We start from the raw sequence: 25,568 nt of genomic DNA on the forward strand, positions 1-25,568 counted from the left end.
CGGCTCACTCTAGTGGCAGGCCCCGACCACGCAGCTGGTCGCGCAGGTCCGCGGCACCGGTGAAGACCTCGGCATCGAGGCCGACCGCTCGCGCGCCGTCGACGTTGTACGCCATGTCGTCGGTGTAGAAGGTCCGCGCCGGGTCGAGGTCGAACCGGTCGATGAGGATCCGGTAGATCTTCTCGTCCGGCTTCACCGTCTGCTCGACACCGGACACGACCTCGCCGTCGAAGTGGGTGAGGATCGGGAACGCCTCCTTGGCGATCTCCCACTTCTCACCGGAGAAGTTCGTCAACGCGTACGTCGGGACGCCGGCGGCCTGCAGCTCGGCGAGCACCGCGGCGGTGTCCTCGAACACGCCCCTGACCATCTTCAGCCAGCCCGTGTCGTACGCCTCGATCCACTCGGCGTGCTCCGGGTGCAGGCTGGTCAGCTCGGCGACCGCCTCGGCCCACGGACGTCCCTCGTCCTGCTGGTGGTTCCAGGCCGGCGTGGCGACCTTGGTGAGGAAGTGCGTGCGCTGGTCCTCGTCCGGGATCAGCTCGGCGTACAGGTACGTCGGACTCCAGTCCAGCAGCACCCCGCCGATGTCGAACACCACCACGTCGATCGTCCGCTCACTCATACCGCAACCCTACGAGACGCCGACCAGGCGGACCGCTCACCTCAGGTGGTCTCGGCGTTCGACTCGGCGCGGGCGTGCAGTGCGGGAGCCAGCGCGTACTGGCCGAGGAAGATCACGACGCCGAGGACCGCGCAGCCGAGCCAGGTGGCGGTCGGGCCGAGGTGCTCGAGAGCGTTCGTCCCGGCGAGCGGGCCGATCACCGTGCCGACGCCGAAAGCCATCCCGGACAGGCCCAGGTAGCGGCCGCGCAGGTCGATCGGGGCCAGGTCGGCGAACACCGCGCCGATCACCGCGGCGAACCCGATCTCCCCCAGCGTCCACACCACCACCGACAGTGCGTAGCCCCACCAGCTGTGCACGACCGCGCCGACGCCGAAGCCGAGCCCGACCACCAGCATCGAGGAGGCGAGCAGTTTCGGACGGTCGAGCTTCACCATCCACCGGCCGAGGAACGGCTGGACGAGCACGATCACCACGCCGTTCAGCCCGATCACCAGGCCGTAGACCTGCGACGACAGACCGTCTCCCGCCATCGCCAGCGGGAGGGTCGAGTAGCCCTGCATGTAGATGGTCGCGTAGCCGATCTGGAGCAGGATCATCAGCAGGAACACGGTGTCGCGCGCGACCACCGGCAGCAACGACCTGCTCGCCGATCCCGCCGCGGGCGCCGGGCGGCTCTCCGGCACCATCGTCCAGATGACCAGACCGGCGACCATCGACGTGGCGGCGTTCACCCAGAACAGCAGGCCGTACCCGAAGGAGGCCAGGACACCCGCGCTGACCGTCGAGACCGAGAAGCCGAGGTTGATCGCCCAGAACAGCAGACCGTAGGCGCGGACCCGTTCGGTCGGCTGGAGCAGGTCCGCGACGGTCGCCTGGACTGCCGGGCGGAACAGGTCGCCGAGCAGGCCGACCAGGAACGCGGTCACCCAGATCAGCGCCATCGACCGGGCCGAGCCGAGCAGCACCAGCGCGGCGCCGGTCCCGAAGAAGCAGATCAGCATCGTCAGGCGGCGGCCGATGCGATCGGCGAGGAAGCCGCCGACGAGCTGCGCGGCGACCGATCCCGCGCCGACGGCGGCGGCGACAGCGCCCGCCGTCCCCGCGGAGAGGTGCCGGTCATGGGTCAGGTAGAGGACGAGGAACGGCTGCACGAAGCTGCCGAGCCGGTTGACCAGCTGGCACACCCACAACGCCCAGAAGGCCCGCGGCAGTGCGGCGGACCTGGGGTTGCCGACGGCGATTGCGCTCATGGGGCAACTGTCCCGGTCCACCGCGGGCGTTGTCGACAATTAGGCTCAGGGCTAATCTTGGCTGGTGATCACGATCAAGCTGAACGCCGGCGACATCGGGCGGATCCGGTTCGCGCTGTCGCCGTTGTGGGAGGTCGTCACGAGTGTGCGGGCGCTGAGCAACAACACCGCCCGCAGCGTGCACGGGCCGTGGCTGCAGAAGGTCCGGCCGACGATCGAGGGCGACGACCTGACGTTGCTCAGGGCCCTTATCCCGCCGGACGGCTACGTCCCGGACTTCCTGACGCCCGCGCCGCCGCGCCGGTCGACGAGCCTGGAATCGGGCCTGGCCGCGATCGCGTCGACGCCGCACGCGCTCGTGTCCGCCGAGCTGACCAGGCTGTACCGGGACACGCCGCACCCGATGCTGCCGGACCTGATCGCGCGCCCGGCGGCGGCGCTGGACCTGATCATTTCGGCGACGGAGACGTACTGGCGGCGCGCGCTCGAGCCCGACTGGCGGCGGATGCGGTCACTGCTGCAGGAGGACCTCGCGTTCCGGCTGGACGAGCTGGCCGCCGGCGGGATCGAGCGGCTGTTCCGCAATCTGCACCCGTCGATCAAGTTCAGCGGCGACCGGATCGACATCGAGCGGCCGTACTGCTGCTTCGGCGAGCCGATGGCCGGTCAGGGCGTGCTGCTGGTGCCGTGTGTGTTCACCTGGCCGCGCGGGCTGGCGGTCACCAGCGCGCCGCACGTCCCGACGATCACGTACCCGCCGCGCGGCCTCGGCCGGCTGTGGGAGGACCGCCAGGACACCACCGACTCCCCGCTCGCGGACCTCGTCGGCCGCACCCGGGCCGCGATCGTCAGCCACCTCGACCTGCCGATGTCCACCACCCACCTCGCCAACCAGCTGGGTGTCTCGGCCCCGACCCTCAGCGTCCACCTGAGCATCCTCCGCAATGCCGGAGTCGTCACGTCGCGCCGCGACGGCCGGGCCGTCCTGTACCACCGCACTCCCCTCGGCAACCAGCTCCTGGCCGCGTCCACGACCCTGGCCACGACCGCCTGATCCTTGACAACGGCCCGGGCCGTCGGCCAGATTGGCTGACGGCGCCGACCGGTCGCCGAGCTGTGGGACATCCGCCCCAGTCGGGGTTCCATTCGCGAAGGGGAATCAGCCCTCTCGGTCGTCGATGCCAGCAGGCCATCTCTCAACACCACGTCACTGGGGGACGAGGGTGTCGAAGAGGAGGCTTGTCATGACCAAGGACGGCAATTTCAAGAAGGTCGTACGGCGGCACGCCAAGGAGACCGGCCAGCGGTACACCGAGGCGCTGACCGATCTCGAGGGGCTGAACGACCGCATCCACCACGAGCCGGACGGCGATCGGCTGCTCGTCCACCTCCGGGACCGCTACGGGATCGACGCGGTCGCGGCCACCAGGCTCAGCGTGCACAAGACGTACGTCTTCCGGATCGACCGCGGCGACGGCGCCCCGTGGATCGCTCGGGCGTTCCCCCCGGCCCGGCCGTTCTCCGATGTCGAGGGCGACGCCGCGGTCCTGCGCTTCCTCGAGCAGCACGACTACCCCGCGGAGCGACTCGCGGTGGACGACGCGGTGTCCGACTTTGACGGCAGCGCGGTGCTCGTCACCGAGTTCGTCGAGCACACCGCGCTTCCGGCCGGCGAGGGATTCGCGATCATGGCCGACCTGCTCGGACGGCTGCACGCGTTGCCGTTCGACGAGTCGGTCAGCCGGCCCGGTGGGGCCAGTGGTGAGGACCCGAGCCGGATGGGCACGCCTCGGCAGGATCTCCTGGCGGGCCTGGCCTTCCTCGACGCGGTGGACACCAAGGTCGGGGCCGCCGACCGCGAGCGGTTCGAGCAGCTCCTCGAACAGGTGCGCTCCGCCGACGACGCCGACGGCCTGCCCGAGGGCCTGCTGCACGGCAACCTGCTGCACGCTCCCGATCACGCGGTCATGGGGCCGAACGGGCCGGTAGCCATCAACTGGAAGGCGTCCGGGCGCGGACCGCGGCTCGCCGACCTGGCCTTCCTGCTGTGGGGAACCGGCAACTGGGCTCCCTCGAGAAGCACCAACGAGGAGCACGTCAACGCCGTCGTCACCGCATACCGCAAGCACGTCGAGCTCACCGACGAGGAACTCGACCGGCTCGAAGCAGTGATGTACATCAGGCCGCTCTACCTGGTGTGCATCGGCTACCGGCGCGACCTCATGAACGGCGTGCCGTTCGACGAGTGGTGGTTCATCGAGCCGCCGGAGTACATCGCCTCGACCGCCGCCGCGGCCAGGGCCGCGTTCCGCAGGTAGGCCGCTAGCCGAAGTTCGGTGGATCGACCTGGATCCGGACGGTGCCCGGGTTCTTCTTGGTGGTGCGGGCCGACTGGGATTCCTTCAGGGCCCGCACCAGGGTCTGGCCGTGGGCGCGCGGGGTGCGGACCACGGCCCGGACGGTCTCGTCGTCGATGTCCACCGGACCCAGGACCTCCAGCCCTGCCGACGGCGGGACCAGATCGCGGAGGCGGGTGACGAGGTCGTTGACGGACTCGGACGGGCCGGTGAGTTCCGCGAGCTTCGCCGCCGGAGCCAGGCGGGCGGTGCGGCGCTCTTCGATCTCCCGCAGTGCATACCCTTCGGGGCTCCAACGGACGAGTGCCTGCAGCGGTAAGGCGGACGGGTCGCCGACCAGGATGACCGGTGCGGCCGGGCGGACCAGGGCGGCCGCGTTGAACCAGCGGCGGACGGCTTCCTCGGCGGCTCGCAGGTCGGGGCGGGAGAGCATCAGCCAGGTGTCGAGGAGGAGCGCCGCGGCGTACCCGCCGTCGGCGACCGGCTCAGCGCCGGGGGTGGTGACGACCAGCGCGGGCGCGTCCGGGACCGAGTCGAGCACGTTGTCGCCGCCCGACGTCCGCACGACGACGCCGGGAAACGCCCGGCCGAGCTCCTCCGCCGTACGACGGGCGCCGATGATGGCCGCACGCATCCGGGTGTCGCCGCACTCCGGGCACCGGTGGTCGACGGCCGGCCGGCCGCACACGCTGCAGCTCGCCGGCCCTGATCCCCCGGTACGGCGTAAGGTCCCGCCGCAGGTCGAGCACCGCGACGGCGCCCGGCAGGTCTGGCACACCAGACTCGGCAGGTACCCGGCGCGTGGGACCTGCACCAGCACCGGCCCGGACCGCAGTCCCTCGCGCGCGATCTCGAAGGCCCGGTGCGGCAGCCGCGCCGCGCGTGCCGCCGGGTCACGGGCCAGGTCGTGATCGGACTCGCCCGCGATGTGCACCGACGGCGCGGCCGCCCGGATCACCTTGCGGTCCGCGATCAGCTCGTGCGCGAAGCCGGACTCGATCAGCGCCGCCGCCTCCGTGGACCGCGCGAACCCGCCGAGCAACGCCGCACACTGCTGCCGGAACGCCCGCAGCAGCAGCACTTCCCGGGCATGCGGGTACGGCGCGCGCGGCTCGGCGTACGACTCGTCGCCGTCGTCCCACATCGCCACCAGCCCGAGATCCGCCACCGGCGCGAACGCCGCCGCCCGCGTCCCGATCACCACCCGCGCACATCCGTGCAGCGCGGACAGGAACGCGCGATAGCGAGCCGTCGGCCCTAGGTCCGCGGACAGCGTGACGAAGCCGGACTCCCCCAGCACCTCTGTGCACGCAGCAGCCAACCGTTCCAGATCGCGCGCGTCCGGCGCCAGCAACAACGCACCCCGGCCCGACGCGGCGCACACCGCGGCGGCCTGCGCGAACGCCAGCGGCCAGTCGGCCCCCGGCACGGCGGTCCACACCGCGCGCGGCGACTCCGCGCGCTCGATCGCGTCGAGGAAACCCGGCGGGTACGGCGTCCACTCGGAGCGGGACGTCGACACCGGCGGCCGCGCCGGCTGGTCGCAGCGCAGCGGCTCCCCCTCGACCTTCGCGTGCCGCGGCGGGACCGCCAGCCGCGTGACGTCCGCGAGCACCCCGGCATACCGATCGGCGACCGCCCGGCACAGGTCCGCGATCTCGGGTGTCAGCACCCGCTCCGGCGACACGACCTTGCGCAACCGGACCAGCTTGCCGTCGTGGTCCGACTCGTCGAGCCGCTCCAGCACGAACCCGTCGAGATCCTTGCCGGCGAACCGCACCTTCACCCGGGCCCCGGGCTGCGCGGCCGCGGCCATGTCGTCGGGCACCAGGTAGTCGAACGGCCGGTCCAGGTGCGGGAGCGAGACGTCGACCGCGATCCGGGCCACCGGCGACGACGCGGTGATCTCGGCCGGTTCCTTGGTCCGTGACTTGCGAACGGTGTCGCGCAGCAGCGTCAGCTGCTCCGGCGAATCCCCGCCCGGGGTCACGTTCGATGTCACTGAGGAATGCTAGAGCAGCGGGCCGACAGTGCGGTTGCGCACTGCCGACCCGCTGTGGACAACTACTTGCCGACCTACCTGCCGACCTACTTGCCGACCGCCGCCTTGAGGGCCTCGACGCGGTCGGTGCGCTCCCACGTGAAGCCCTCGCCGGTGCGGCCGAAGTGGCCGTTGCGCGCGGTCTGGGCGTAGATCGGCCGGAGCAGCTCGAGGTCGCGGATGATCGCGGCCGGCCGCAGGTCGAAGACCTCGCGGACCGCGTCGGCGATCTTGTCCACCGGCACCTTCTCGGTGCCGAACGTGTCGACGTAGAAACCGACCGGCGCGGCCTTGCCGATCGCGTACGCGACCTGGCACTCGACCCGGTCCGCGAGCCCGGCCGCGACGATGTTCTTCGCCACCCAGCGCATCGCGTACGCCGCCGAGCGGTCGACCTTGGACGGGTCCTTGCCGGAGAACGCGCCGCCGCCGTGCCGCGCCATCCCGCCGTAGGTGTCGATGATGATCTTCCGCCCGGTCAGCCCGGCGTCACCCATCGGGCCGCCGATCTCGAACCGGCCGGTCGGGTTCACCAGCAGCTTGTAGTCGGTCGCGTCGATGTCGAACTGCTCGAGCACCGGGTCGACGACGTGCTTCTTGATGTCCGGCGTCAGCATCGACTCCAGGTTGATGTCCGCCGCGTGCTGGCTGGACACCACCACGGTGTCGATCCGGACCGCCTTGTCACCGTCGTACTCGACCGTGACCTGGGTCTTCCCGTCCGGCCGCAGGTACGCCAGGGTGCCGTTCTTGCGGACCTCGGCGAGCCGCTCGGACAGCCGGTGCGCGATCGTGATCGGCAGCGGCATCAGCTCCGGCGTCTCGTTCGACGCGTAGCCGAACATCAGGCCCTGGTCACCCGCCCCCTGCAGGTCCAGAGCGTCCTGGGACGCGTCCGAGCGCGTCTCGTAGGCCGTGTCGACACCTTGCGCGATGTCCGGGGACTGGCTCCCGATGGCGACCTGCACCCCACAGGACGCGCCGTCGAAACCCTTCAGGGACGAGTCGTAGCCGATCTCGAGGATGCGCGACCGCACGATCCCCGGGATGTCGACGTACGCCGTCGTGGTGACCTCTCCCGCGACGACGACCAGACCCGTGGTGATCAGGGTCTCGACCGCGACCCGGCTCTTCGGGTCCTCGGCCAGCAACGCGTCGAGAATGGAGTCGCTGATCTGGTCAGCGATCTTGTCCGGGTGACCTTCGGTCACGGACTCGGACGTGAAAAGGCGCCTCGCCACAGTTCTCCCTCGGATTCCTCTTGTGCCGCCCGGTTGCGCGTTGGCACAACCGCGCGATCCCCCCATGCACCGGCGGTTGGCGATGCATCTTGGGAAGTATGCCAGCAGTTTCCGCCCGCGTCCCGGTGACGCTCCGAATTCATCCAGGATACGAGATCCTCGATCACATTCTGGACAAACGGCACTGATTCAGGCGTGCGCGCCGACCGTCACGTCGCCCAGTGTGAGCGACGGCGTACCGCCAAGGATCGCAGCCAGGCGGTCCACCTCCGCGGCCAGCAGCGTGCGCCGGCGACGGTTCAGCGGAGTGAGGGCCTCGACGGTGACGTGCAGTGTCCGGCCGGACTTCTTCTGGTGCCAGACACCGGCCACGACGCCGTCGACGAGCAGCAGCGGGTAGTTGCCGGCCTGGCCGCGGGCGGTCGCGCGGGCGAAGGCCTTGCCCGGGAAGAGCAGTTCACGCGGGAAGCTGCCGACGCCGTACGCGTCGAAGTACGGCAGCAGCCGCACGCCGTCCGCGCGGTCGTCGGGGAACTCGTCGTCGCCGGGAGCGAGCCAGGCCGTCTGACCGTTGAGCTCGACCCGCGGGAGCCCGTCGAAGTACCGCTTGACCACCGTCGGGGTGGTCTTGAGCCAGCGGGCGAACTGCTGCGGGGTCGCCGGGCCGTACGAGTACAGGTAGCGGTGCAGCAGTTCGGTGAGCGCCTTCTCCGCGGGCATCGGCTCGAACGGGCGGAACCGGTGCGGGTTCGAGTACGTCGTGAGTCGCCCGCGCAGCGGCCCGTGACACAGGACGCCGGCGTGCGCGGCGACGTACACCGCCTGCCGCCAGCGGGCCCAGGCACCCTGGAACGCGGGGATCGTCGGCGTCCGGGCCCATTCGCCGGTCCGCCGGACGACTTCCTCGGTGAGCTCGTCGACGGTGAGGTCCGCGTCGGCGAGCGCCTCCCCGATCGCGACCACGACCTGGTCGATCTCGTCCGGGCTCATCCGGATCGGCTCGGGCTGCACACCGCTCGCCGGCAGCGCGGACAGCGCACCGGTCCACATCGGCAGGTCCTCCAGCGGCAGCAGATGCACGGTCCCCCGCGGCCCGAACGTCTTCACCAGCTCCTGATCCCGCTGCACCGTCTCGCGCGTCGCCTCGGCGACCCTTAGCGCCACCGAGACCTCCCCCGCCGCCGCGATCTGCGCATGCGCCCCACACATCGCCCGCACGGCGTCCGCCGCACTCGCCGCGGATCCGACCAGATGATGCCGCCGCATCCGCCGCGCGACGACGGCCTCCCAGGTGATCTTCATACGACGACCCTAGGGCGAGAAGCGGACAGCTTCTGTCCTCTTGTAGCGAAAGACCTGCCGGGACCCACCGTCCGGGCCGTCCGGCGCCGGTTCCCCCGGCACGAAGCCAAGGCGCTCGTAGAACACCCGCGCACCACTGGCCACCGCCCCCGGATGGTCCGCGCCGAACGTCACCACCTCGACGACCTCCCCCTCGGCGAGTCCCCGGCCCCCGGTGAGCCGCTCGACCACCGCGGTCATCAACTGCCGGCCGACGCCACGGCCGCGCGCCCGCTCGGAGATCACCAGCCAATGCACCGCGAACCGCAGCGACGACCCGCCGAACAGGACAGCTCCCACCAGTCGGCCGGCATCGGACGCCACCAGCGCACGCTGCTCGGCGACGTGGCGGTCGAGGGCGTGGTGAAAGCCTGCTTCGGCAACCATCGGACCGAACCAGTGCTCGACCTCACCGGCCAGGCCGAGGATCCCCGGTCTGTCGGTGGCGACTGCCGGCCTCACCTGTGGCACCGGGTCACTCCCAGTGGGTGGCGACCAGGTTCCAGATGACGCCGGCCAGGGCGTCCTTGCTGCCGGAGGGGACGGGGAGGGCGCTGCCGGAGCGGTCGAGGATGACGGCCTCGTTGACGTCGCTGCCGAAGACCTTGCCGCCGGAGACGTCGTTGACGACCAGCAGGTCGCAGCCCTTGCGCTCGAGCTTGGCGCGGCCGAGCTCCAGGACCGTGTGGTCGGCGTCGCCGGTCTCCGCGGCGAACCCGACGATCACCTGGCCGGTGCGGGCCCGGTCGTGCGAGATCGTCTGCAGGATGTCCGGGTTCTGCACCAGGCTGACCGCGGGGACCGAGCCGTCGGCGGTCTTCTTGATCTTGTGCTCGGCGACGTCGGCCGGGCGGAAGTCGGCCGGGGCGGCCGCCATCACGATCGCGTCGGCGTCCCCGGCGCGCCCGGTGATCTCGTCGTACAGATCGCGGGTGCTGGTGACCGGGACGACCTGGACGCCGGCCGGGTCGGGCAGCTCGGAATTCGCCGCGACCAGCGTGACCTTGGCGCCGCGGGCGGCCGCGATCCGGGCGAGCGCGTAGCCCTGCTTGCCGGACGAGGAGTTGCCGAGATACCGCACCGGGTCGAGGTGTTCGCGCGTACCGCCGGCGCTGATCAGCACCTGCTTGCCGGTCAGGTCGGCGACCGACTGGCCCGCCGCGCGGGCGGCCTCGTCGGCGAGCATCAGCTGGCTGATCGCGAAGATCTCCGACGGCTCCGGCAGCCGGCCGCGGCCGGTGTCGGCGCCGGTCAGGCGCCCGACCGCCGGGTCGAGGACCGTGATCCCGCGCGAACGCAGCGTCGCGACATTCGCCTGGGTAGCGGGGTGCTCCCACATCTCGGTGTGCATCGCGGCCGCGAACAGGATCGGGCAGCGCGCGGTGAGCAGGGTGTTCGTGAGCAGGTCGTCGGCCAGCCCGTGAGCGGCCTTGGCGATCAGGTTCGCGGTCGCGGGCGCCACCACGACCAGCTCGGCGGCCTTGCCGATCCGGACGTGCGGGACCTCCTGCACGTCGTCGAACGGATCGGCGGTCACCGGCTGCCCGGACAGCGCCGCCCACGTCGCCTCGCCGACGAACTCCAGCGCGGCCGCGGTCGGCACCACCCGCACGCTGTGCCCGGACTCGGTCAGCCGTCGGAGCAGGTCGCAGACCTTGTACGCCGCGATGCCGCCGCCGACCCCGAGCACCACGTTGGGCTTCATACGGGGTGAGTTACTCGGACTTCTCCGCGGCAGCGGCTTCCGCCTCGGCCTCGGGGTCGATGTCGGTGCAGGTCAGCACGCCGTCGTTGATCTCGCGCATCGCGATCGACAGCGGCTTCTCCTGGACGTGCGTCTCGACCAGCGGCCCGACGTACTCCAGCAGGCCCTCGCCGAGCTGCGAGTAGTAGGCATTGATCTGCCGCGCCCGCTTGGCCGAGTAGAGCACCAACTTGTACTTCGAGTCGGTGTGGGTGAGCAGGTCGTCGATCGGCGGGGAGGTGATGCCGATGGCGACGGGCTGGTTGCCAGACAAGTTCAGCTCTTTCCAGAGATGGAGGGTGATCGAATCAACTTTACCAACTGATCGGCGGCCTCCCGAACCGAGGCGTTGACGATCGTCACGTCGAACTCCTTCTCGGCGGCCAGCTCGACGGTCGCGGTCTCCAGCCGCCGCTCCCGCTCCTCCGGCGTCTCGGTGCCGCGGAACAGCAGCCGGCGGACCAGCTCGTCCCAGCTCGGCGGCGACAGGAACACGAACTGCGCGTCCGGCATCGTCTCGCGGACCTGGCGCGCGCCCTGCAGGTCGATCTCCAGCAGGGCCGGGCGGCCGGCCGCGAGCTTGTCGAGCACCGGCTGTTTCGGCGTGCCGTAGCGGGCGGCCTTGTGCACCACGGCCCACTCCAGCAACTCGCCGTCGGCGATCATCCGGTCGAACTCGGCGTCCGACACGAACAGGTAGTGCACACCGTGCACCTCGCCCGGCCGCGGCTTGCGGGTGGTCGCGGACACCGAGATCCAGATGTCCGGGAACCGTTCCCGGATGTCGGCCGCGACGGTCCCCTTGCCGACCGCCGTCGGCCCGGCCAGCACGGTCAGCCGCGCCGGGTCAGGACCGGCCGACGGCTCGTTCGAACTGTTTCCCGCGTGCGTGGTCATGGTCACACCAGTGTCCAACGAGCCGGTCGGGGTTTTGGTCTGACTCACCCTGGGATCACTCGGCGAATTCGCGCTCGAGCGCGGCGATCTGGTTCGAGCCGAGGCCGCGCACCCGCCGCGTCTCCGAGATCCCCGCACGCTCCATGATCTGCTGGGCGCGGACCTTGCCGACCCCCGGGATGCACTGCAGCAGCTGGCTGACCCGCATCTTGCCGATCACGTCGTTCGTCTGGCCCTCGTGGAGCACCTCCGTCGGAGACGCTCCCGAGTGCCGGATCCGGTTCTTGATCTCGGCTCGTTCACGCCGCGCCGCCGCGGCCTTGTCCAGAGCTGCCGCACGCTGCTCCGGGGTCAAAGAAGGAAGTGGCACCGTTTCACCTGTCCCGTTGTATGGCTTCGCAAGGGAACCTAACACGGGTTCAGCCCGCCGTCCGGCGGTGGTGGAACAGAGTCGCGGATTCGAACGATCAGTTGATCAGTTCAACGCCGGGAGGTCGACCTTGCAGCTGTCCTTGGCCTGGCTGGTGATGTTCTTGTACGCCGTCATCACACCGCCCGTCTGCTTGCTCAGCTCGGCCAGCTTGGCCGCGTCCGTGCCGGCCTTCTGTGCCTTCTCGGCGAACGTGACGACGACACCCCAGTCGTCCTTCACGTCCTGCGGCGCGGACTCCTGGAGCTTGTTCGCGTCGTCCAGGATCTTCACGTAGTCGACCGGCTTCTGCGGATCGACGTCGACCGCCTTCGCGGCGTACTTGGCGAGATCGACGCAGTACGCCTGTTCGTCGGTGCAGGCGGTCAGCACACCGGCACCGGTGGCCACGGTCGCGAGGATGGCGAGAGAACGCTTCACACCCCGCACGCTACCGGGAGTGACCTAATCATCGGAAACGAATACGTTCCGCAGTGCCCTCAGGGGGCCGACAGAGGCCGCCTGGGGCCGGCGGTGCCTTCCGGGCCGGTGGGAAGGAACGGGCAGAGCCGTCCCACCGGGCCCGGTCGGCGACGCGTCAGTTGCCGGCGCCCGGCAGGTCGATCTTGCAGGTGTCCTTCGCCTGCTTGGTGATCGCCTCCATGGCGGGCTGGACCTTGGAGCCGTCGGACTTGGCCAGCTCCATCAGCTTGTTCGTGTCACCCTTGGCGTCCTGCGCCTTCTCGGCGTAGTCGATGACGACCTTCCAGTCGTCCTCCAGGTCCTTGGGAGCTGACTTCGAGACCTTCTTCATCTCGGTGAGCATCTTGCCGACCTGGTCGGCGTTCTTGATGTCGACGTCCTTCGCCGAGTCGACGTACCCCTTCAGGTCCGCGCAGTAGTCGCCACCCGAGCAGGCCGTCAGGGCGCCAACACTCATCGTCACAACGGCCGCGAGGGCTGCCAGCTTCCGCATCGTGTTCCTTCACTGTGTCGCGCGGGAAGTCATTGGCTCCCCGTCCGCCGACACCTTTCCGAACGCCGGGGTCATCGCGAGGTCCGGCACGCCGTGAAGAACGTCGCACGGCGCGACTGGAACCGGGTTGTGATCTGGCGCGTCGCCGTCCTTCGAGTGGACTTCAGGTCTGGCGAACGTGATCGCGACCGCGTTCGCCGAGACGATCACCAGGATCGCCACCCAGTCGAGGACCGCGAGCCGCTGCCCGAGAACCACCAGTCCGACGAGCGCCGCGAGCACCGGGTTCACGCTCATGAAGACGCCGAAGAACTGCGCCGGGACGCGGCGCAACGTCAACAGATCAACGAGGAACGGTACGGCGGACGACAGCAGACCGGCCACCAGCGCGTACGACACCGCGGCGAGCGTCGGCGGGTGATTCAGCAGGACGACGACGCCGACCGGGACGTACGCCAGGCCGGACAACGCCGCCGCCGCGGCCGAACCTGTTGCACCCGGCAACTCCCTGCCCACCTTGCGGTTGAGCAGGATGTAGCAGGCCCAACACGTTGCCGCGAGCAAGCCCAAGCCGATCCCGAGGTAGTCCGTCGTTGCTTGCGGGCGGGCCAGGAGGACCACTGCGGGGGCGGCCGCGAGCGCGCACAGCAGGTCGAGCAGGCGCCGAGAGCCCAGCAGGGCAACGGAAAGTGGTCCGAGGAACTCGAGCGTCACCGCCAGGCCCAGGCCGACGCGGTCGATAGCGGTGTAAAGCGACAGGTTCATCACCGCGAACACCACGGCCAGACCGATTACCGGGCGCCACTGGTGGGCCGTGATCGACCGCAGCCGCGGGCGGCCGACCGCGAGCAGCGCGATCGCCGCGACCCACTGCCGGATCGCCACCACGCCCGCCGGGCCGATCACCGGGAACGCCAGCGCCGCCACCGACGCACCTACCTGCGTCGACAGCCCGCTGCCGAGCATCATCGCCACACCGGTCAACCGTTCTCGCCTCACGATCAACGAGAGTCCTCGGTCCGGCGCCGTCCGCAAAATGCAGGAGACAGCCGATCTATACGCTGGAGTCATGGATATCCGGCAGCTGCGGTGCCTGGTGGAGATCGTCGACTCCGGCACGTTCACCGACGCCGCGATCGAGCTGGGGATCTCCCAGGCCGCCGTGTCGCGCAATCTCCTCGCGCTGGAGCGTGAGCTCGGCGTTCGTCTGCTGCACCGGACCAGTCGTTCGCTGACCCCGACCGCGGCCGGTGTCCGGGTGCTCGCCCGGGCGCGGCACATCCTCGCCGAGCTCGACGAGCTGGTGAGCGAGGCGACGAGCGGCCACACGCGGCTGCGGGTCGGCCATGCCTGGTCGGCGTTCGGCAGCCGCACCCGTGAGTTCCAGCGCCGGTGGGCCGCCGAGCATCCCGGCGTCGAGCTGCAGCTGATCCGCACCAACACCGCGACCGGCGGGCTCGCCGAGGGCCTGTGCGATCTCGCGGTGGTGCGCAGCCATCTTGAGCTGGGCCGTTTCGCCCATGTCCTCCTCGCCCGGGAACGCCGGTACTGCGCCCTGCCCGCCGACGACCCGCTCGCGCGCAAGCGGTCACTGACGCTCGACCAGCTCCGCGACCGCACCGTCGTCATCGACCGCCGCACCGGGAGCACCACGGCCGACCTGTGGCCGCCGGACGCGCGGCCGAAGATCGAGCTCACCCACGACGTCGACGACTGGCTGGCCGCGATCTCGTCAGGCCGGTCCGTCGGCCTCACCCCGCAGGCGACCACGACGCAGTACCGCCGCGACGGCGTCGTCTACCGCCCGGTGCGGGACGCGCCCCCGGTCGACGTCCACCTGATCTGGCACCGCGAGGACCCACACCCCGCGACCCGAGCCGCCGTCAGCCTCCTGACCAGCCTCTACCGCGACCCGAGCAGCCCCAGCACCTGACGGCGGTCGTCCGCCTTCCACAGCAGGTCGCGGACACGGTTGATCCCGCCGACGGGCCAGCGTTCGCAGATCCGGAGGACCTCGGGATCGCGGATGCCGGCGTGCAACGCGCCGATGTAGTCGCCCCACACCGTGTCGAACGGCCGGCCGAACATCCGCTCCACACCGAGCTCCACCGGCTCGGTGATGCCGAGCCGGTTGTGCAGCTCACCGACGGCGCGATAGGCCGCCTCCAGCGCCTCCGTGCGCTCCTGCCAGGTCTCGGCCCGCCCGACCTCGCGGAGCAGCGGCGTCATCGCCGGACCGCAGGACAACCGGCCGAAGGCCGTCCCGAACCACTTGGAGTACGGCTCGTAGGTGCGCTCCATCAGGAAACACAGCCGCATCAGGTCCTGTACCAGCTGGGCACCGATCAACGACGACCCGAGCTCGTCGCCGACGTACCCGGCGCGGCCGACGAGGTTCATCTCCGGGTGCACGCGCCACCAGGCGGTGATCAGCAGATACCGCCAGAGGTCGTCCGGGTAGTACGCCAGCCGCTCCCGGACCGCATCAAGGCCGAGATCGTCGTGGAACACGGCACCCGCGGTGTGCTGCCGGAGAATCGACTCGGGAAAGGTCAGCCAATCCCCCGGCGTCAACTCGGCGTCGACCTCGAAACCGAACTGCTGCCGGAAGTACTCGCGCACGGTGTGCACCTCCACCAGCGTCGGCCGCCCCGCGAACGTCTCAGGCACCTCCGGCCGGAGCTCCCCACCGTGCTCGACAAACAGGAGCACGCGGGCCTCACAGTTGTGGTCGGTCGACATCTCGTCGTCGAATCCGAGCACCTCCGAACCGCGCCCCATCAACGCCGCACTGTGCGGCACGTCGACCAGCGGCCGAACAACCTCGGTGTAGAACCGCCGGCACAACTCCAGCCCCGAACCCATGCCGAAGAAGATCGCACACCGCCGCTCGCTCTGCAGCTCGACAGGAGGTGTCGGCCCTTCCGGGCCGATCTGGTGCCCGGACGAGCGCGACTGCTGACGGCTGGTCCGGACACCTCCTGTCGAGCTGCAGATCCTCAGTAGCCGAGGACGCTTCGGTAGGCGTCGTTGGTGCGGGCGGCGGCGTCCTGGAGGGCGGTGGCATCGGGGCCGGCGCCGAGGATTTCGCGGGAGCTGGACGGGACGACGTTGCGGACCGCCGGGCCGAACACCTTGGCCAGGCCCTCGGCCGTGCCGCCCTGGGCGCCGAGGCCGGGGGCGAGCAGCGGGCCGTTGATGTCCAGGTTCTCGTCGGTCGAGCTGATCGTCGCGCCAACGACCGCGCCGAACGAGCCCAGGCCCTCGGCGTCCGCGTTGAGTGCGCGCAGGCCGTCGAGGACCGCGCCCGCGACCGTCGGCCCGTCCGCGGTGCGGGCGGACTGGAACTGCGGGCCTTCCGGGTTCGAGGTCAGCGCGAGGACGAACAGCCCCGCACCCGACTCCCGCGCCTCGTCGATCGCCGGCTGCAGCGAGCCGAAGCCGAGGTACGGGCTGACCGTCAGCGCGTCGCACGCCAGCGGGCCCTTCTCGGCCAGGTACGCCGCCGCGTAGCCCGCCATCGTCGTGCCGATGTCACCGCGCTTCGCGTCGATGATCACCAGCGCCCCGGCCTCGCGCAGCCGGATCGTCGCCTGCTCGAGGACGGCGACCCCGGCCGACCCGAAGCGCTCGAAGAACGCGGACTGCGGCTTGAACACCGCGACCCGGTCGGCGAGCGCGTCGACGACGCCGTACGTGAACGACGCCAGGCCCTCCGCGGTGTCCGGCAGGCCCCACGCGTCCAGGAGGTGCTGGTGCGGGTCGATGCCGACGCACAACGGGCCGCGGGCGTCCATCGCGGCGCGCAGCCGGGCGCCGAACGGCTTGTTACGCATGTCGCTCCCCAAAGGTTGATTGCTCATAGCAAGCTCCTGTTGATCTGGCGGATCAGGCCGGGGCCCTTGTAGATGAGTCCGGAGTAGACCTGGACGAGGCTGGCGCCGGCGTCGAAGAGACGGGTCGCGTCCGACGCGTCGACGATCCCGCCGACACCGATGACCGGCAGCGCTCCCCCGGTCTCGTGGTGGATGTGGGCGACCACCTTGGCCGAGATCTCGGCGAGCGGACGGCCCGACAGGCCGCCGGTCTCCTTCGACAGCGGGTGCGCCGTGACGTCCGGGCGGCCGATGGTGGTGTTGGTGGCGATGATGCCGGCGACGCCGGTGTCGGTGCAGACCTGGAGCAGCTCGTCGATCGCCGACGTGGTCAGGTCCGGCGCGATCTTCACCAGGATCGGCTTCGGGCCGAGGCCCGCGACGGTCAGCGACGCGGCCTCGGTGTGCAGCGCGGTGAGCAGTTCGCGGAGGTGGCCGGCGTCCTGCAGCTCGCGCAGTCCGGGGGTGTTCGGCGACGACACGTTGACCGCGAAGTAGTCGCCGTACCGGTAGAGGCGGCGCAGCGAGGTCACGTAGTCCTCGACCGCCTCCTCCAGCGGTGTCACCTTCGACTTCCCGATCGAGATCCCGAGCGGGTAGCCGAGGTCGCCGTACGCCGCCAGTCGCGCGGCCAGGGCCTCGCTGCCGAGGTTGTTGAAGCCCATCCGGTTGATGACCGCCTCGTGCTCGACCAACCGGAACAACCGCGGCTTCTCGTTACCCGGCTGCGGGTGCGCCGTGACGGTCCCGACCTCGACGAAGCCGAACCCGATGGCCGGCCACGCCCGGAGGGCGATCCCGTTCTTGTCCATCCCGGCCGCCAGGCCGACCGGGGACGGGAATCGGAGGCCGAAGACCGTCCGAGCGAGGCCCGGGCCCCCTGCCGGAGCCGAGCCTGCCGCGCCGGCCGGTGTCGAGCGGGAGCCGGAGGCGCCGAAAGCCCGGGCTCCGATCCGCGCTGCGCCGGGGATGCGGCCGAGGAGGCGGAGGGCGGCGAGCGTCTGCTCGTGGGCGACCTCGGCGTCGCCCTTGCCCAGCCGGTACAGGACCGGCCGGACAAGGCGCTCGTACATCGTCCGGTCAGACACCGCGGATCCTCGGCACCCAGTCCTGCAGGGACCGGACGCCGATGTCGCCGGCCCGCTGCGCCTCGATGCCCTGGACCGCGGCCGCCAGCCCTTGCACCGTGGTGATGCACGGGATGTTCCGCGCCACCGCCGCGCTGCGGATCTCGTACCCGTCGAGGCGCGGCGAGCCGCCCTGCGTGATCCCGATCGGCGTGTTGACGATCAGGTTCAGCTCGCCGTCCTGGACCATCTGGACGATCGTCGGCTCACCGTTCGGGCCCGGGCCCTGGCTGCTCTTGCGGACCGTGACCGCCTCGACCCCGTTGCGGCGCAGGACGTCGGCCGTCCCCTCGGTCGCGTAGATCTGGAAGCCGAGGTCGGCCAGCCGCTTGACCGGGAAGATCATGTGCCGCTTGTCCCGGTTCGCGACCGAGACGAACACCTTGCCGTCGCCGGGCAGCGGCTGCGACGCCCCCGTCTGCGACTTGGCGAACGCCGTACCGAAGGTGTCGTCGACGCCCATCACCTCGCCGGTGGACTTCATCTCCGGCCCGAGCACCGTGTCGACCGACGACCCGTCGATGGTCCGGAACCGATTGAACGGCATCACGGCCTCCTTGACCGCGATCGGCGTGGTCGGCGGCAGCGTGCCGCCGTCGCCGGAGGCCGGCAGCAGCCCCTCCGCGCGCAGCTCGGCGATGGTGGCGCCGAGCATCACCCGGGCCGCCGCCTTCGCCATCGGCGTCGCGGTCGCCTTCGAGACGAACGGCACCGTCCGCGACGCCCGCGGGTTCGCCTCCAGCACGTACAGGACGTCGCCGGCGAGCGCGTACTGCACGTTCAGCAGGCCGCGGACTCCGACACCGCGGGCGATCGCCTCGGTGGACTTGCGGATGTTCTCGATGTCGGCGTTCCCGAGGGTGATCGGCGGCAGCGCGCACGACGAGTCGCCGGAGTGCACCCCGGCCTCCTCGATGTGCTCCATCACGCCGCCGAGGAACAGCTCGTTCCCGTCGAACAGCCCGTCGACGTCGATCTCCACCGCGTCGTCCAGGAACCGGTCGATCAGCACCGGGTGCTCGAACGCCCCGTCGCCGCCGAGCCGCTCCAGCGCGGCGCTCAGCTCGGCCGTGCTGTAGACGATCTCCATGCCGCGCCCGCCGAGCACGTACGACGGCCGGACGAGGACCGGGAACCCGATCTCCTCCGCGACCTTGTGCGCCTCCTCGGCCGACAGCGCCGTCCCGTGCTTCGGCGCCGGCAGCTTCGCGTCCGCGAGCACCTTGCCGAACGCGCCCCGCTCCTCGGCCAGGTGGATCGCCTCGGGCGAGGTCCCGACGATCGGTACGCCGGCGTCCGCGAGCCGCTGCGCCAGCCCGAGCGGCGTCTGGCCGCCGAGCTGGACGATCACGCCCGCGACCGGTCCGGCCTGCAGCTCGGCGTACACGATCTCGAGCACGTCCTCGCAGGTGAGCGGCTCGAAGTACAGCCGGTCGGAGGTGTCGTAGTCGGTCGAGACCGTCTCCGGGTTGCAGTTCACCATGATCGTGCAGTAGCCCGCCTCGCGCAGCGCCATCGACGCGTGCACGCACGAGTAGTCGAACTCGATGCCCTGCCCGATCCGGTTCGGCCCGGAGCCGAGGATCAGCACCGCCGGGGTCTCGCGCGGCGCGACCTCGGTCTCCTCGTCGTACGACGAGTAGTGGTACGGCGTCTCGGCCTTGAACTCGGCCGCACAGGTGTCGACCGTCTTGTAGACCGGCCGGATCCCGAGCGCCTGCCGGACGCCGCGGACGACGTCCTCGGTCAGGCCGCGGATCTCGGCCAGCTGCAGGTCGGAGAACCCGTGCCGCTTGGCCAGCTTGATCACGTCCGGCGTCAGCCGCGGTGCGGCCGCGACCTGCAGGGCGGTCTCGTGGATCAGGTACAGCTGGTCGACGAACCACGGGTCGATCCTGGTCGCGTCGAAGATCTGCTCCGGCGTCGCACCGGCGCGGATCGCGTCCATGACCGTGCGCAGCCGGCCGTCGTGCGGCGTCTTGATTGCCTCCAGCAACGGCTCCAGCTCGCTGGCGGGCTGCCCGGCCCAGGAGAACCGGGCCTCCGGCTTCTCCAGCGACCGCAGCGCCTTCTGCAGCGCCTCGGTGTAGTTCCGGCCGATCGCCATCGCCTCGCCGACGCTCTTCATGTGCGTGGTCAGCGTGGCGTCCGCGGCCGGGAACTTCTCGAACGCGAACCGCGGCACCTTCACCACCACGTAGTCCAGCGTCGGCTCGAAGCTCGCCGGGGTCTGCTGGGTGATGTCGTTCGGGATCTCGTCGAGGGTGTAGCCGATCGCGACCTTCGCGGCGATCTTCGCGATCGGGAACCCGGTCGCCTTCGACGCCAGCGCGGACGAGCGGGACACCCGCGGGTTCATCTCGATCACGATCAGCCGGCCGTCGGCCGGGTTCACCGCGAACTGGATGTTGCAGCCGCCGGTGTCGACCCCGACCTCGCGGATGATGCCGATGGCCAGGTCCCGCATCACCTGGTACTCGCGGTCGGTCAGCGTCATCGCCGGCGCGACCGTCACCGAGTCGCCGGTGTGCACGCCCATCGGGTCGACGTTCTCGATCGAGCAGATGATCACGACGTTGTCGGCCTTGTCGCGCATCACCTCCAGCTCGTACTCCTTCCAGCCGAGGATCGACTCCTCGATCAGCACCTCGGTCGTCGGCGAGGCGTGCAGGCCGGCGCCCGCGATCCGGCGCAGGTCGGCCTCGTCGTAGGCCATCCCGGAGCCGACGCCGCCCATCGTGAACGACGGCCGGACGACCAGCGGGTACCCGAGCTCGCCGGCCGCACTCATCACGTCGTCGAGCGTGTGGCAGATCCGCGACCGCGCGACCTCGGCGCCGAGCTTCTCGACGATGTGCTTGAACGACTCCCGGTTCTCGCCGCGCTGGATCGCGTCGACGGACGCGCCGATCAGCTCGACGCCGTACTTCTCCAGCACGCCGTTGTCGTGCAGGGCGATCGCCGCGTTCAGCGCGGTCTGGCCGCCGAGGGTGGCGAGCAGCGCGTTCGGGCGCTCCTTCTCGATCACCTTCTCGACGTACTCCGGTGTGATCGGCTCGACGTAGGTGGCGTCGGCGAACTCCGGGTCGGTCATGATCGTGGCCGGGTTGGAGTTCACCAGGACGACCCGGAAGCCCTCCTCCTTGAGCACCCGGCAGGCCTGGGTCCCGGAGTAGTCGAACTCGCAGGCCTGGCCGATCACGATCGGGCCGGACCCGATCACCAGGACCGAATCGATGTCTGTCCTGCGCGGCATCAGTTCCGCCCTTCCATGAGCTCTACGAAGCGGTCGAACAGGTACGCCGAGTCGTGCGGGCCGGCCGCCGCCTCGGGGTGGTACTGCACCGAGAAGGCCAGCACGCGGCCGTCCTTGCCGGTGAGCTTCAGCCCTTCGACCACGTTGTCGTTGAGCGAGACGTGGGACACCTCAGCGGTCCCGTACGGCGTCTCGACCGTTTCCCCGATCGGGGCGTCCACGGCGAACCCGTGGTTCTGCGCGGTGATCTCGACCTTGCCGGTGGCCCGGTCGAGCACCGGCTGGTTGATGCCGCGGTGCCCGTACTTGAGCTTGAACGTGCCGAGCCCGAGCGCCCGCCCGAACACCTGGTTGCCGAAGCAGATCCCGAAGTACGGCTTGTCCTGCTCGAGCAGCTGCTTGAGCAGCGTCGTCGGGTGCTCGGTGGTCTCCGGGTCACCGGGGCCGTTGCTCATGAAGATGCCGTCCGGCTTCACCGCGAGCACCTCGTCGAGGGTCGCGGTGGCCGGCAGCACGTGCACCTCGATGCCGCGCTCGGACATTCGCTTCGGCGTCATCGACTTGATGCCCAGGTCGAGCGCGACCACCGTGAACCGCTTCTCGCCCTCGGCCGGTACGACGTACGGCTCGAAGGTGGTCACCTCCGACGCGAGGTCCGCGCCGATCATCGGCGGCTGCTCGAGCACCTTGGCCAGCAGCTCGGCCGGGTCCAGGACCTCGGTGGAGATGCCGGCGCGCATCGCGCCGCGCTCCCGCAGGTGGCGGGTCAGCGCGCGGGTGTCGATCCCGGAGATCCCGACGATCCCCTGGCCCTTCAGCTGGTCGTCGAGCGAGCGCGTGGCCCGCCAGTTCGACGGGACCCGGGCCGGGTCGCGGACGACGTACCCGGCGACCCAGATCTTCTGCGACTCGTCGTCCTCGTCGTTGATCCCGGTGTTGCCGATGTGCGGCGCGGTCTGGGTGACGATCTGCCGGTGGTACGACGGGTCGGTCAGTGTCTCCTGGTAGCCGGTCATCCCGGTGGTGAACACCGCCTCGCCGAAGGTGGATCCGGTCGCTCCGTACGACGTGCCGGCGAACGACCGGCCGTCCTCCAGGACCAGCAGTGCTGGCTGGCTCATGATGCTCCGATCAAGGTCGAGATGGATGCGGTCAGGGCGGCGGTGTCGGCCTTACGGCGCGGACGGAACCCGGTGTCGAGCTCACGTCCGTCGTGGGTCCAGGTGACCACGACCAGGCCGGACTTCTCCGCGGTCACCTTGCCGGCGATTCCACGGTCGGTCCGGACCCCGGTCAGCCGGTCCGCGGGGATGAAGACATCCGCCGCGCCCTGCCGGTGGAAGATCAGGCCGGCCTCACTGACGGCCAGGTCCGCGGTCGCGCGGACGCCCAGTTCGTGCACGGCGATCCGGTCCATCCAGTCGCCGGCGGTCGTCGTGGCGACATACACGCCTTCGACGCCGCGCAGGTTGTCCTCCGGCGCCGCGGGCAGCGGCGCCAGGTCGGCCTGCCGGTGCTGCCGGTTGCGCCAGCCCCGGTACATCCCGAAGTAGCCCGCCGCCAGCACCACCAGCGTGCCGAGAATGCCTAGGAAGGCCTTCACTTGGTCAGCTCACCGTCCAGGACGGTCGGCGTACCGCGCAGGAACGTCGCGACGACCTTGCCCGGCAGCGTCATGCCCTCGAACGGCGTGTTCCGCGACAGCGACACCGACTCCTCCGGTACGACGGTCCGCTCGACCCGCGGGTCGTACAGCACGACGTTCGCGGGCGCACCGGCGACGAGCGGCTGCCCGTGGTCGGCGGCCTGACCGATCGCGGCCGGCCGGTAGCTCATCCGGTCGGCGACGTCGGCCCAGGTGAGCAGCTCGGTGTCGATCATCGCGTGCTGGACCACGGACAGCGCGGTCTCCAGGCCGGTCATGCCGAACGCGGCCGCGCTCCACTCGCAGTCCTTGTCCTCGACCGGGTGCGGCGCGTGGTCGGTGGCGACGATGTCGATCGTGCCGTCGGCCAGGCCCTCGCGAACGGCCTCGACGTCCGCCTTGGTGCGCAGCGGCGGGTTCACCTTGTACACCGGGTTGTAGGAGGCGGCCAGGTCCTCGGTCAGCAGCAGGTGGTGCGGCGTGACCTCGGCGGTCACCTCGAGGCCGCGGCGCTTGGCGGCCCGGACGATCTCCACCGAGCCCTTGGTGGACAGGTGGCAGATGTGCAGCTTCGACCCGACGTGCGCGTTCAGCAGGATGTCGCGGGCGATGATCGCCTCCTCGGCGACACTCGGCCAGCCGGTCAGGCCGAGGACGCCGGACAGCGCGCCCTCGTTCATCTGCGCGCCCTGGGTGAGCCGCGGCTCCTGCGCGTGCTGCGCGATCACACCGTCGAACGCCTTCACGTACTCCAGCGCGCGGCGCATCAGCGCGGCGTCCCAGACGCAGTCGCCGTCGTCGGAGAACACCCGGACCCGGGCGGCGGAGTCCGCCATCGCGCCCAGCTCCGCGAGCTGCGTGCCCTTGCGCCCGACGGTGACCGCGCCGATCGGGTACACGTCGGCGTACCCGGCGTCGCGGCCGAGGCGCCAGACCTGCTCGACCACGCCGGCGGTGTCGGCGACCGGGTCGGTGTTGGCCATCGCGAACACCGCGGTGAACCCGCCCTGCGCGGCCGCCCGGGTGCCGGTGAACACCGTCTCGGCGTCCTCCCGGCCGGGCTCGCGCAGGTGCGTGTGCAGGTCGACCAGCCCGGGCAGCGCGACCAGGCCGGTGGCGTCGATCGTGGTGACGTCCGCCGGCGCGTCCAGGCCGGTGCCGGTGGCAACGATCTCGCCGTTGTCGATCAGCAGGTCCGCGACCTCACCGCCAACGATGCTCGCGCCGGTGATCAGGTATGCGGTCATGCCGTGGGCTCCTCGGTCTCGTTGGTTCCAGAAAGCAGCAGGTACAGGACGGCCATCCGGATCGCGACGCCGTTGGTGACCTGCTCGACGATCACCGAGCGGGTCGAGTCGGCGACCTCGGCGCTGATCTCCATGCCGCGGTTCATCGGGCCGGGGTGCAGCACGATCGCCTCGTCCGGCAGTTGCGCCATCCGGTTCCTGTCCAGGCCGTAGCGCCGGGTGTACTCGCGGGCGCTCGGGAAGAACGCGTCGTTCATCCGCTCCCGCTGCACCCGCAGCATCATCACCGCGTCGCTCTTCGGCAGCACCGAGTCGAAGTCGTACGACGTGACGCACGGCCAGGTGCTCATGTCGACGGGCAGCAGGGTCGGCGGGGCGACGACCGTGACGTCGGCGCCGAGCGTCGACAGCAGCAGCACGTTCGACCGGGCGACCCGGGAGTGCAGGACGTCGCCGACGATCGTGATCCGGCGGCCGTCCAGGGACCCGAGGTGGCGGCGCATCGTGAACGCGTCGAGCAGCGCCTGGGTCGGGTGCTCGTGGGTGCCGTCGCCGGCGTTCACCACCGAGCCGGTCATCCAGCCCGACGTGGCCAGCAGGTGCGGCGCACCGGACGAGCCGTGCCGGCAGACGACCCCGTCCGCACCCATCGCCTGCAGCGTCAGCGCGGTGTCCTTGAGGCTCTCGCCCTTGCTCAGGCTCGACCCCTTCGCGGAGAAGTTGATGACGTCCGCGGACAGCCGCTTGGCGGCCGCCTCGAACGAGATCCGGGTCCGGGTGGAGTCCTCGAAGAACAGGTTCACCACGGTCCGCCCGCGCAGCGCGGGCAGCTTCTTGATCGGCCGGTCGGCGAGTGATCGCATCTCCTCGGCGGTGTCGAGGATCAACTGCGCCTCGTCGCGGCTCAGGTCCCCCGCGCTCAGCAGGTGCTTCATGCCTGTGCCCCCTTGTCCGCGATCAGGACCGCGTCTTCCCCGTCGAACTCGTCGAGATGAACGGTGACCCGCTCGACCAGCGAGGTCGGCAGGTTCTTGCCCACGTAGTCGGCGCGGATCGGCAGCTCGCGGTGGCCGCGGTCGACCAGGACGGCGAGCTGGACGGCGCGCGGGCGGCCGAGGTCGCCGAGCGCGTCGAGGGCCGCGCGGATGGTGCGGCCGGAGAACAGCACGTCGTCGACGAGCACGACGACCTTGCCGTCGATCCCGTCCGCCGGGATGTCGGTGTGCTCCAGGCCGCGCGGCGGTTTGAGGCCGATGTCGTCGCGGTACATGGTCACGTCGAGTGACCCTGTCGGCACGCTCTGCCCCTCGACGGCCTGGATGCGCGCCGAGACGCGCTGCGCCAGCGGGACACCGCGGCGCGGGATGCCGAGCAGGACGACCGGGTCGGCGCCGCGGTTCCGCTCGAGGATCTCGTGGGCGATCCGGGTCAGTGCCCGGGAAATGTCGGAAGCGTCCAGGACCTCGCGACCGCTGCGTTTCGGCGGCTGCTCGGCCTGGCTCTGCTCTGCGCTCTGGGCAGGGCTCATCGCTAC

General features: G+C 70.6%; 25 protein-coding genes. 3 read left to right on the forward strand and 22 right to left on the reverse strand.

The window, feature by feature from the left end; genetic code table 11:
* Positions 1 to 4: 4 nt before the first annotated feature.
* Entirely contained in the window at positions 5 to 625 is a 621-nt protein-coding gene (locus ABZW60_RS18640) for an HAD family phosphatase (RefSeq protein WP_355478334.1), read from the reverse strand.
* 41 nt (positions 626 to 666) lie between these two features.
* Complete coding sequence (locus ABZW60_RS18645; RefSeq protein ID WP_355478336.1) at positions 667 to 1,878, reverse strand: MFS transporter; 1,212 nt, start codon at positions 1,876 to 1,878, stop codon at positions 667 to 669.
* A gap of 64 nt (positions 1,879 to 1,942) precedes the next feature.
* On the opposite strand from ABZW60_RS18645, the gene ABZW60_RS18650 reads away from it, so the two are divergent.
* Together ABZW60_RS18650 and ABZW60_RS18655 are read left to right on the forward strand one after the other, a co-directional pair.
* Positions 1,943 to 2,932, forward strand: coding sequence for a helix-turn-helix domain-containing protein (locus ABZW60_RS18650; protein WP_355478338.1), 990 nt, complete (start codon positions 1,943 to 1,945; stop codon positions 2,930 to 2,932).
* Positions 2,933 to 3,122: 190 nt separating this feature from the next.
* Entirely contained in the window at positions 3,123 to 4,196 is a 1,074-nt protein-coding gene (locus tag ABZW60_RS18655; protein ID WP_355478340.1) for an aminoglycoside phosphotransferase family protein, read from the forward strand.
* A 4-nt stretch (positions 4,197 to 4,200) separates the two neighbouring features.
* Here ABZW60_RS18655 and ABZW60_RS18660 read toward each other — a convergent pair whose 3' ends face one another.
* The 11 genes from ABZW60_RS18660 to ABZW60_RS18710 all read right to left on the reverse strand — a co-directional run bounded on the left by ABZW60_RS18660 (position 4,201) and on the right by ABZW60_RS18710 (position 13,883).
* Positions 4,201 to 6,237 carry a primosomal protein N' gene (locus ABZW60_RS18660; RefSeq protein ID WP_355478341.1) on the reverse strand — a complete coding sequence of 679 codons (2,037 nt, stop codon included), beginning with the start codon at positions 6,235 to 6,237 and terminating at the stop codon, positions 4,201 to 4,203.
* Positions 6,238 to 6,323: 86 nt separating this feature from the next.
* Positions 6,324 to 7,517 carry a methionine adenosyltransferase gene (metK, locus tag ABZW60_RS18665; RefSeq protein ID WP_355478343.1) on the reverse strand — a complete coding sequence of 398 codons (1,194 nt, stop codon included), beginning with the start codon at positions 7,515 to 7,517 and terminating at the stop codon, positions 6,324 to 6,326.
* A 189-nt stretch (positions 7,518 to 7,706) separates the two neighbouring features.
* Entirely contained in the window at positions 7,707 to 8,819 is a 1,113-nt protein-coding gene (locus tag ABZW60_RS18670) for a winged helix DNA-binding domain-containing protein (protein ID WP_355478344.1), read from the reverse strand.
* Positions 8,820 to 8,828: 9 nt separating this feature from the next.
* Positions 8,829 to 9,320 (reverse strand): GNAT family N-acetyltransferase, encoded by a 492-nt coding sequence (locus ABZW60_RS18675; RefSeq protein ID WP_355478345.1) that lies wholly within the window; start codon positions 9,318 to 9,320, stop codon positions 8,829 to 8,831.
* Between the two features lie 13 nt (positions 9,321 to 9,333).
* Positions 9,334 to 10,563: a bifunctional phosphopantothenoylcysteine decarboxylase/phosphopantothenate--cysteine ligase CoaBC gene (gene coaBC, locus ABZW60_RS18680; RefSeq protein ID WP_355478347.1), complete on the reverse strand. Its 1,230-nt coding sequence runs from the start codon at positions 10,561 to 10,563 to the stop codon at positions 9,334 to 9,336.
* 10 nt (positions 10,564 to 10,573) lie between these two features.
* Complete coding sequence (gene rpoZ, locus ABZW60_RS18685) at positions 10,574 to 10,876, reverse strand: DNA-directed RNA polymerase subunit omega (RefSeq protein WP_355478349.1); 303 nt, start codon at positions 10,874 to 10,876, stop codon at positions 10,574 to 10,576.
* A 2-nt stretch (positions 10,877 to 10,878) separates the two neighbouring features.
* Positions 10,879 to 11,499 (reverse strand): guanylate kinase, encoded by a 621-nt coding sequence (gmk, locus tag ABZW60_RS18690; protein ID WP_355478351.1) that lies wholly within the window; start codon positions 11,497 to 11,499, stop codon positions 10,879 to 10,881.
* A gap of 55 nt (positions 11,500 to 11,554) precedes the next feature.
* A complete protein-coding gene (mihF, locus tag ABZW60_RS18695) occupies positions 11,555 to 11,869 on the reverse strand; it encodes an integration host factor, actinobacterial type (protein WP_132145957.1) in 315 nt (104 codons plus the stop codon).
* A gap of 105 nt (positions 11,870 to 11,974) precedes the next feature.
* Complete coding sequence (locus ABZW60_RS18700; protein WP_355478354.1) at positions 11,975 to 12,349, reverse strand: hypothetical protein; 375 nt, start codon at positions 12,347 to 12,349, stop codon at positions 11,975 to 11,977.
* Positions 12,350 to 12,506: 157 nt separating this feature from the next.
* Positions 12,507 to 12,884: a hypothetical protein gene (locus ABZW60_RS18705; protein WP_355478355.1), complete on the reverse strand. Its 378-nt coding sequence runs from the start codon at positions 12,882 to 12,884 to the stop codon at positions 12,507 to 12,509.
* A 9-nt stretch (positions 12,885 to 12,893) separates the two neighbouring features.
* The gene (locus ABZW60_RS18710) at positions 12,894 to 13,883 is read right to left on the reverse strand and encodes an EamA family transporter (protein WP_355478357.1); all 990 of its coding nucleotides are present in this window, start codon (positions 13,881 to 13,883) and stop codon (positions 12,894 to 12,896) included.
* A 70-nt stretch (positions 13,884 to 13,953) separates the two neighbouring features.
* Here ABZW60_RS18710 and ABZW60_RS18715 point away from each other — a divergent pair, with 70 nt between their 5' ends.
* Positions 13,954 to 14,817: a LysR family transcriptional regulator gene (locus ABZW60_RS18715; RefSeq protein WP_355478359.1), complete on the forward strand. Its 864-nt coding sequence runs from the start codon at positions 13,954 to 13,956 to the stop codon at positions 14,815 to 14,817.
* Here ABZW60_RS18715 and ABZW60_RS18720 read toward each other — a convergent pair.
* From ABZW60_RS18720 to pyrR, 9 genes are all read right to left on the reverse strand, one after another.
* Positions 14,787 to 15,749 carry a DUF4037 domain-containing protein gene (locus ABZW60_RS18720; RefSeq protein ID WP_355478361.1) on the reverse strand — a complete coding sequence of 321 codons (963 nt, stop codon included), beginning with the start codon at positions 15,747 to 15,749 and terminating at the stop codon, positions 14,787 to 14,789. The two genes, ABZW60_RS18715 and ABZW60_RS18720, sit on opposite strands and share 31 nt — an antisense overlap.
* Before the next feature lie 134 nt (positions 15,750 to 15,883).
* Positions 15,884 to 16,747 (reverse strand): orotidine-5'-phosphate decarboxylase, encoded by an 864-nt coding sequence (gene pyrF / locus ABZW60_RS18725; protein WP_355478363.1) that lies wholly within the window; start codon positions 16,745 to 16,747, stop codon positions 15,884 to 15,886.
* Entirely contained in the window at positions 16,744 to 17,847 is a 1,104-nt protein-coding gene (locus tag ABZW60_RS18730; protein WP_355478365.1) for a quinone-dependent dihydroorotate dehydrogenase, read from the reverse strand. The genes pyrF and ABZW60_RS18730 overlap by 4 nt, the downstream gene beginning before the upstream one ends.
* Positions 17,840 to 21,142: a carbamoyl-phosphate synthase large subunit gene (carB, locus tag ABZW60_RS18735; protein WP_355478367.1), complete on the reverse strand. Its 3,303-nt coding sequence runs from the start codon at positions 21,140 to 21,142 to the stop codon at positions 17,840 to 17,842. The genes ABZW60_RS18730 and carB overlap by 8 nt, the downstream gene beginning before the upstream one ends.
* On the reverse strand, positions 21,142 to 22,263 hold the full coding sequence (gene carA, locus ABZW60_RS18740) for a glutamine-hydrolyzing carbamoyl-phosphate synthase small subunit (RefSeq protein WP_355478369.1): 1,122 nt from the start codon (positions 22,261 to 22,263) through the stop codon (positions 21,142 to 21,144). The genes carB and carA overlap by 1 nt, the downstream gene beginning before the upstream one ends.
* The gene (locus ABZW60_RS18745) at positions 22,260 to 22,745 is read right to left on the reverse strand and encodes a hypothetical protein (protein ID WP_355478371.1); all 486 of its coding nucleotides are present in this window, start codon (positions 22,743 to 22,745) and stop codon (positions 22,260 to 22,262) included. The genes carA and ABZW60_RS18745 overlap by 4 nt, the downstream gene beginning before the upstream one ends.
* On the reverse strand, positions 22,742 to 24,034 hold the full coding sequence (locus tag ABZW60_RS18750; protein ID WP_355478373.1) for a dihydroorotase: 1,293 nt from the start codon (positions 24,032 to 24,034) through the stop codon (positions 22,742 to 22,744). The genes ABZW60_RS18745 and ABZW60_RS18750 overlap by 4 nt, the downstream gene beginning before the upstream one ends.
* Entirely contained in the window at positions 24,031 to 24,969 is a 939-nt protein-coding gene (locus tag ABZW60_RS18755; protein WP_355478375.1) for an aspartate carbamoyltransferase catalytic subunit, read from the reverse strand. Before ABZW60_RS18755 ends, ABZW60_RS18750 begins: the two co-directional genes overlap by 4 nt.
* The gene (pyrR, locus tag ABZW60_RS18760) at positions 24,966 to 25,562 is read right to left on the reverse strand and encodes a bifunctional pyr operon transcriptional regulator/uracil phosphoribosyltransferase PyrR (RefSeq protein ID WP_355478376.1); all 597 of its coding nucleotides are present in this window, start codon (positions 25,560 to 25,562) and stop codon (positions 24,966 to 24,968) included. Before pyrR ends, ABZW60_RS18755 begins: the two co-directional genes overlap by 4 nt.
* Positions 25,563 to 25,568 lie beyond the last annotated feature (6 nt).

Source organism: Kribbella sp. NPDC003557 (genome assembly GCF_040610805.1).
In the GTDB taxonomy this organism is placed as follows: Bacteria; Actinomycetota; Actinomycetes; order Propionibacteriales; family Kribbellaceae; genus Kribbella.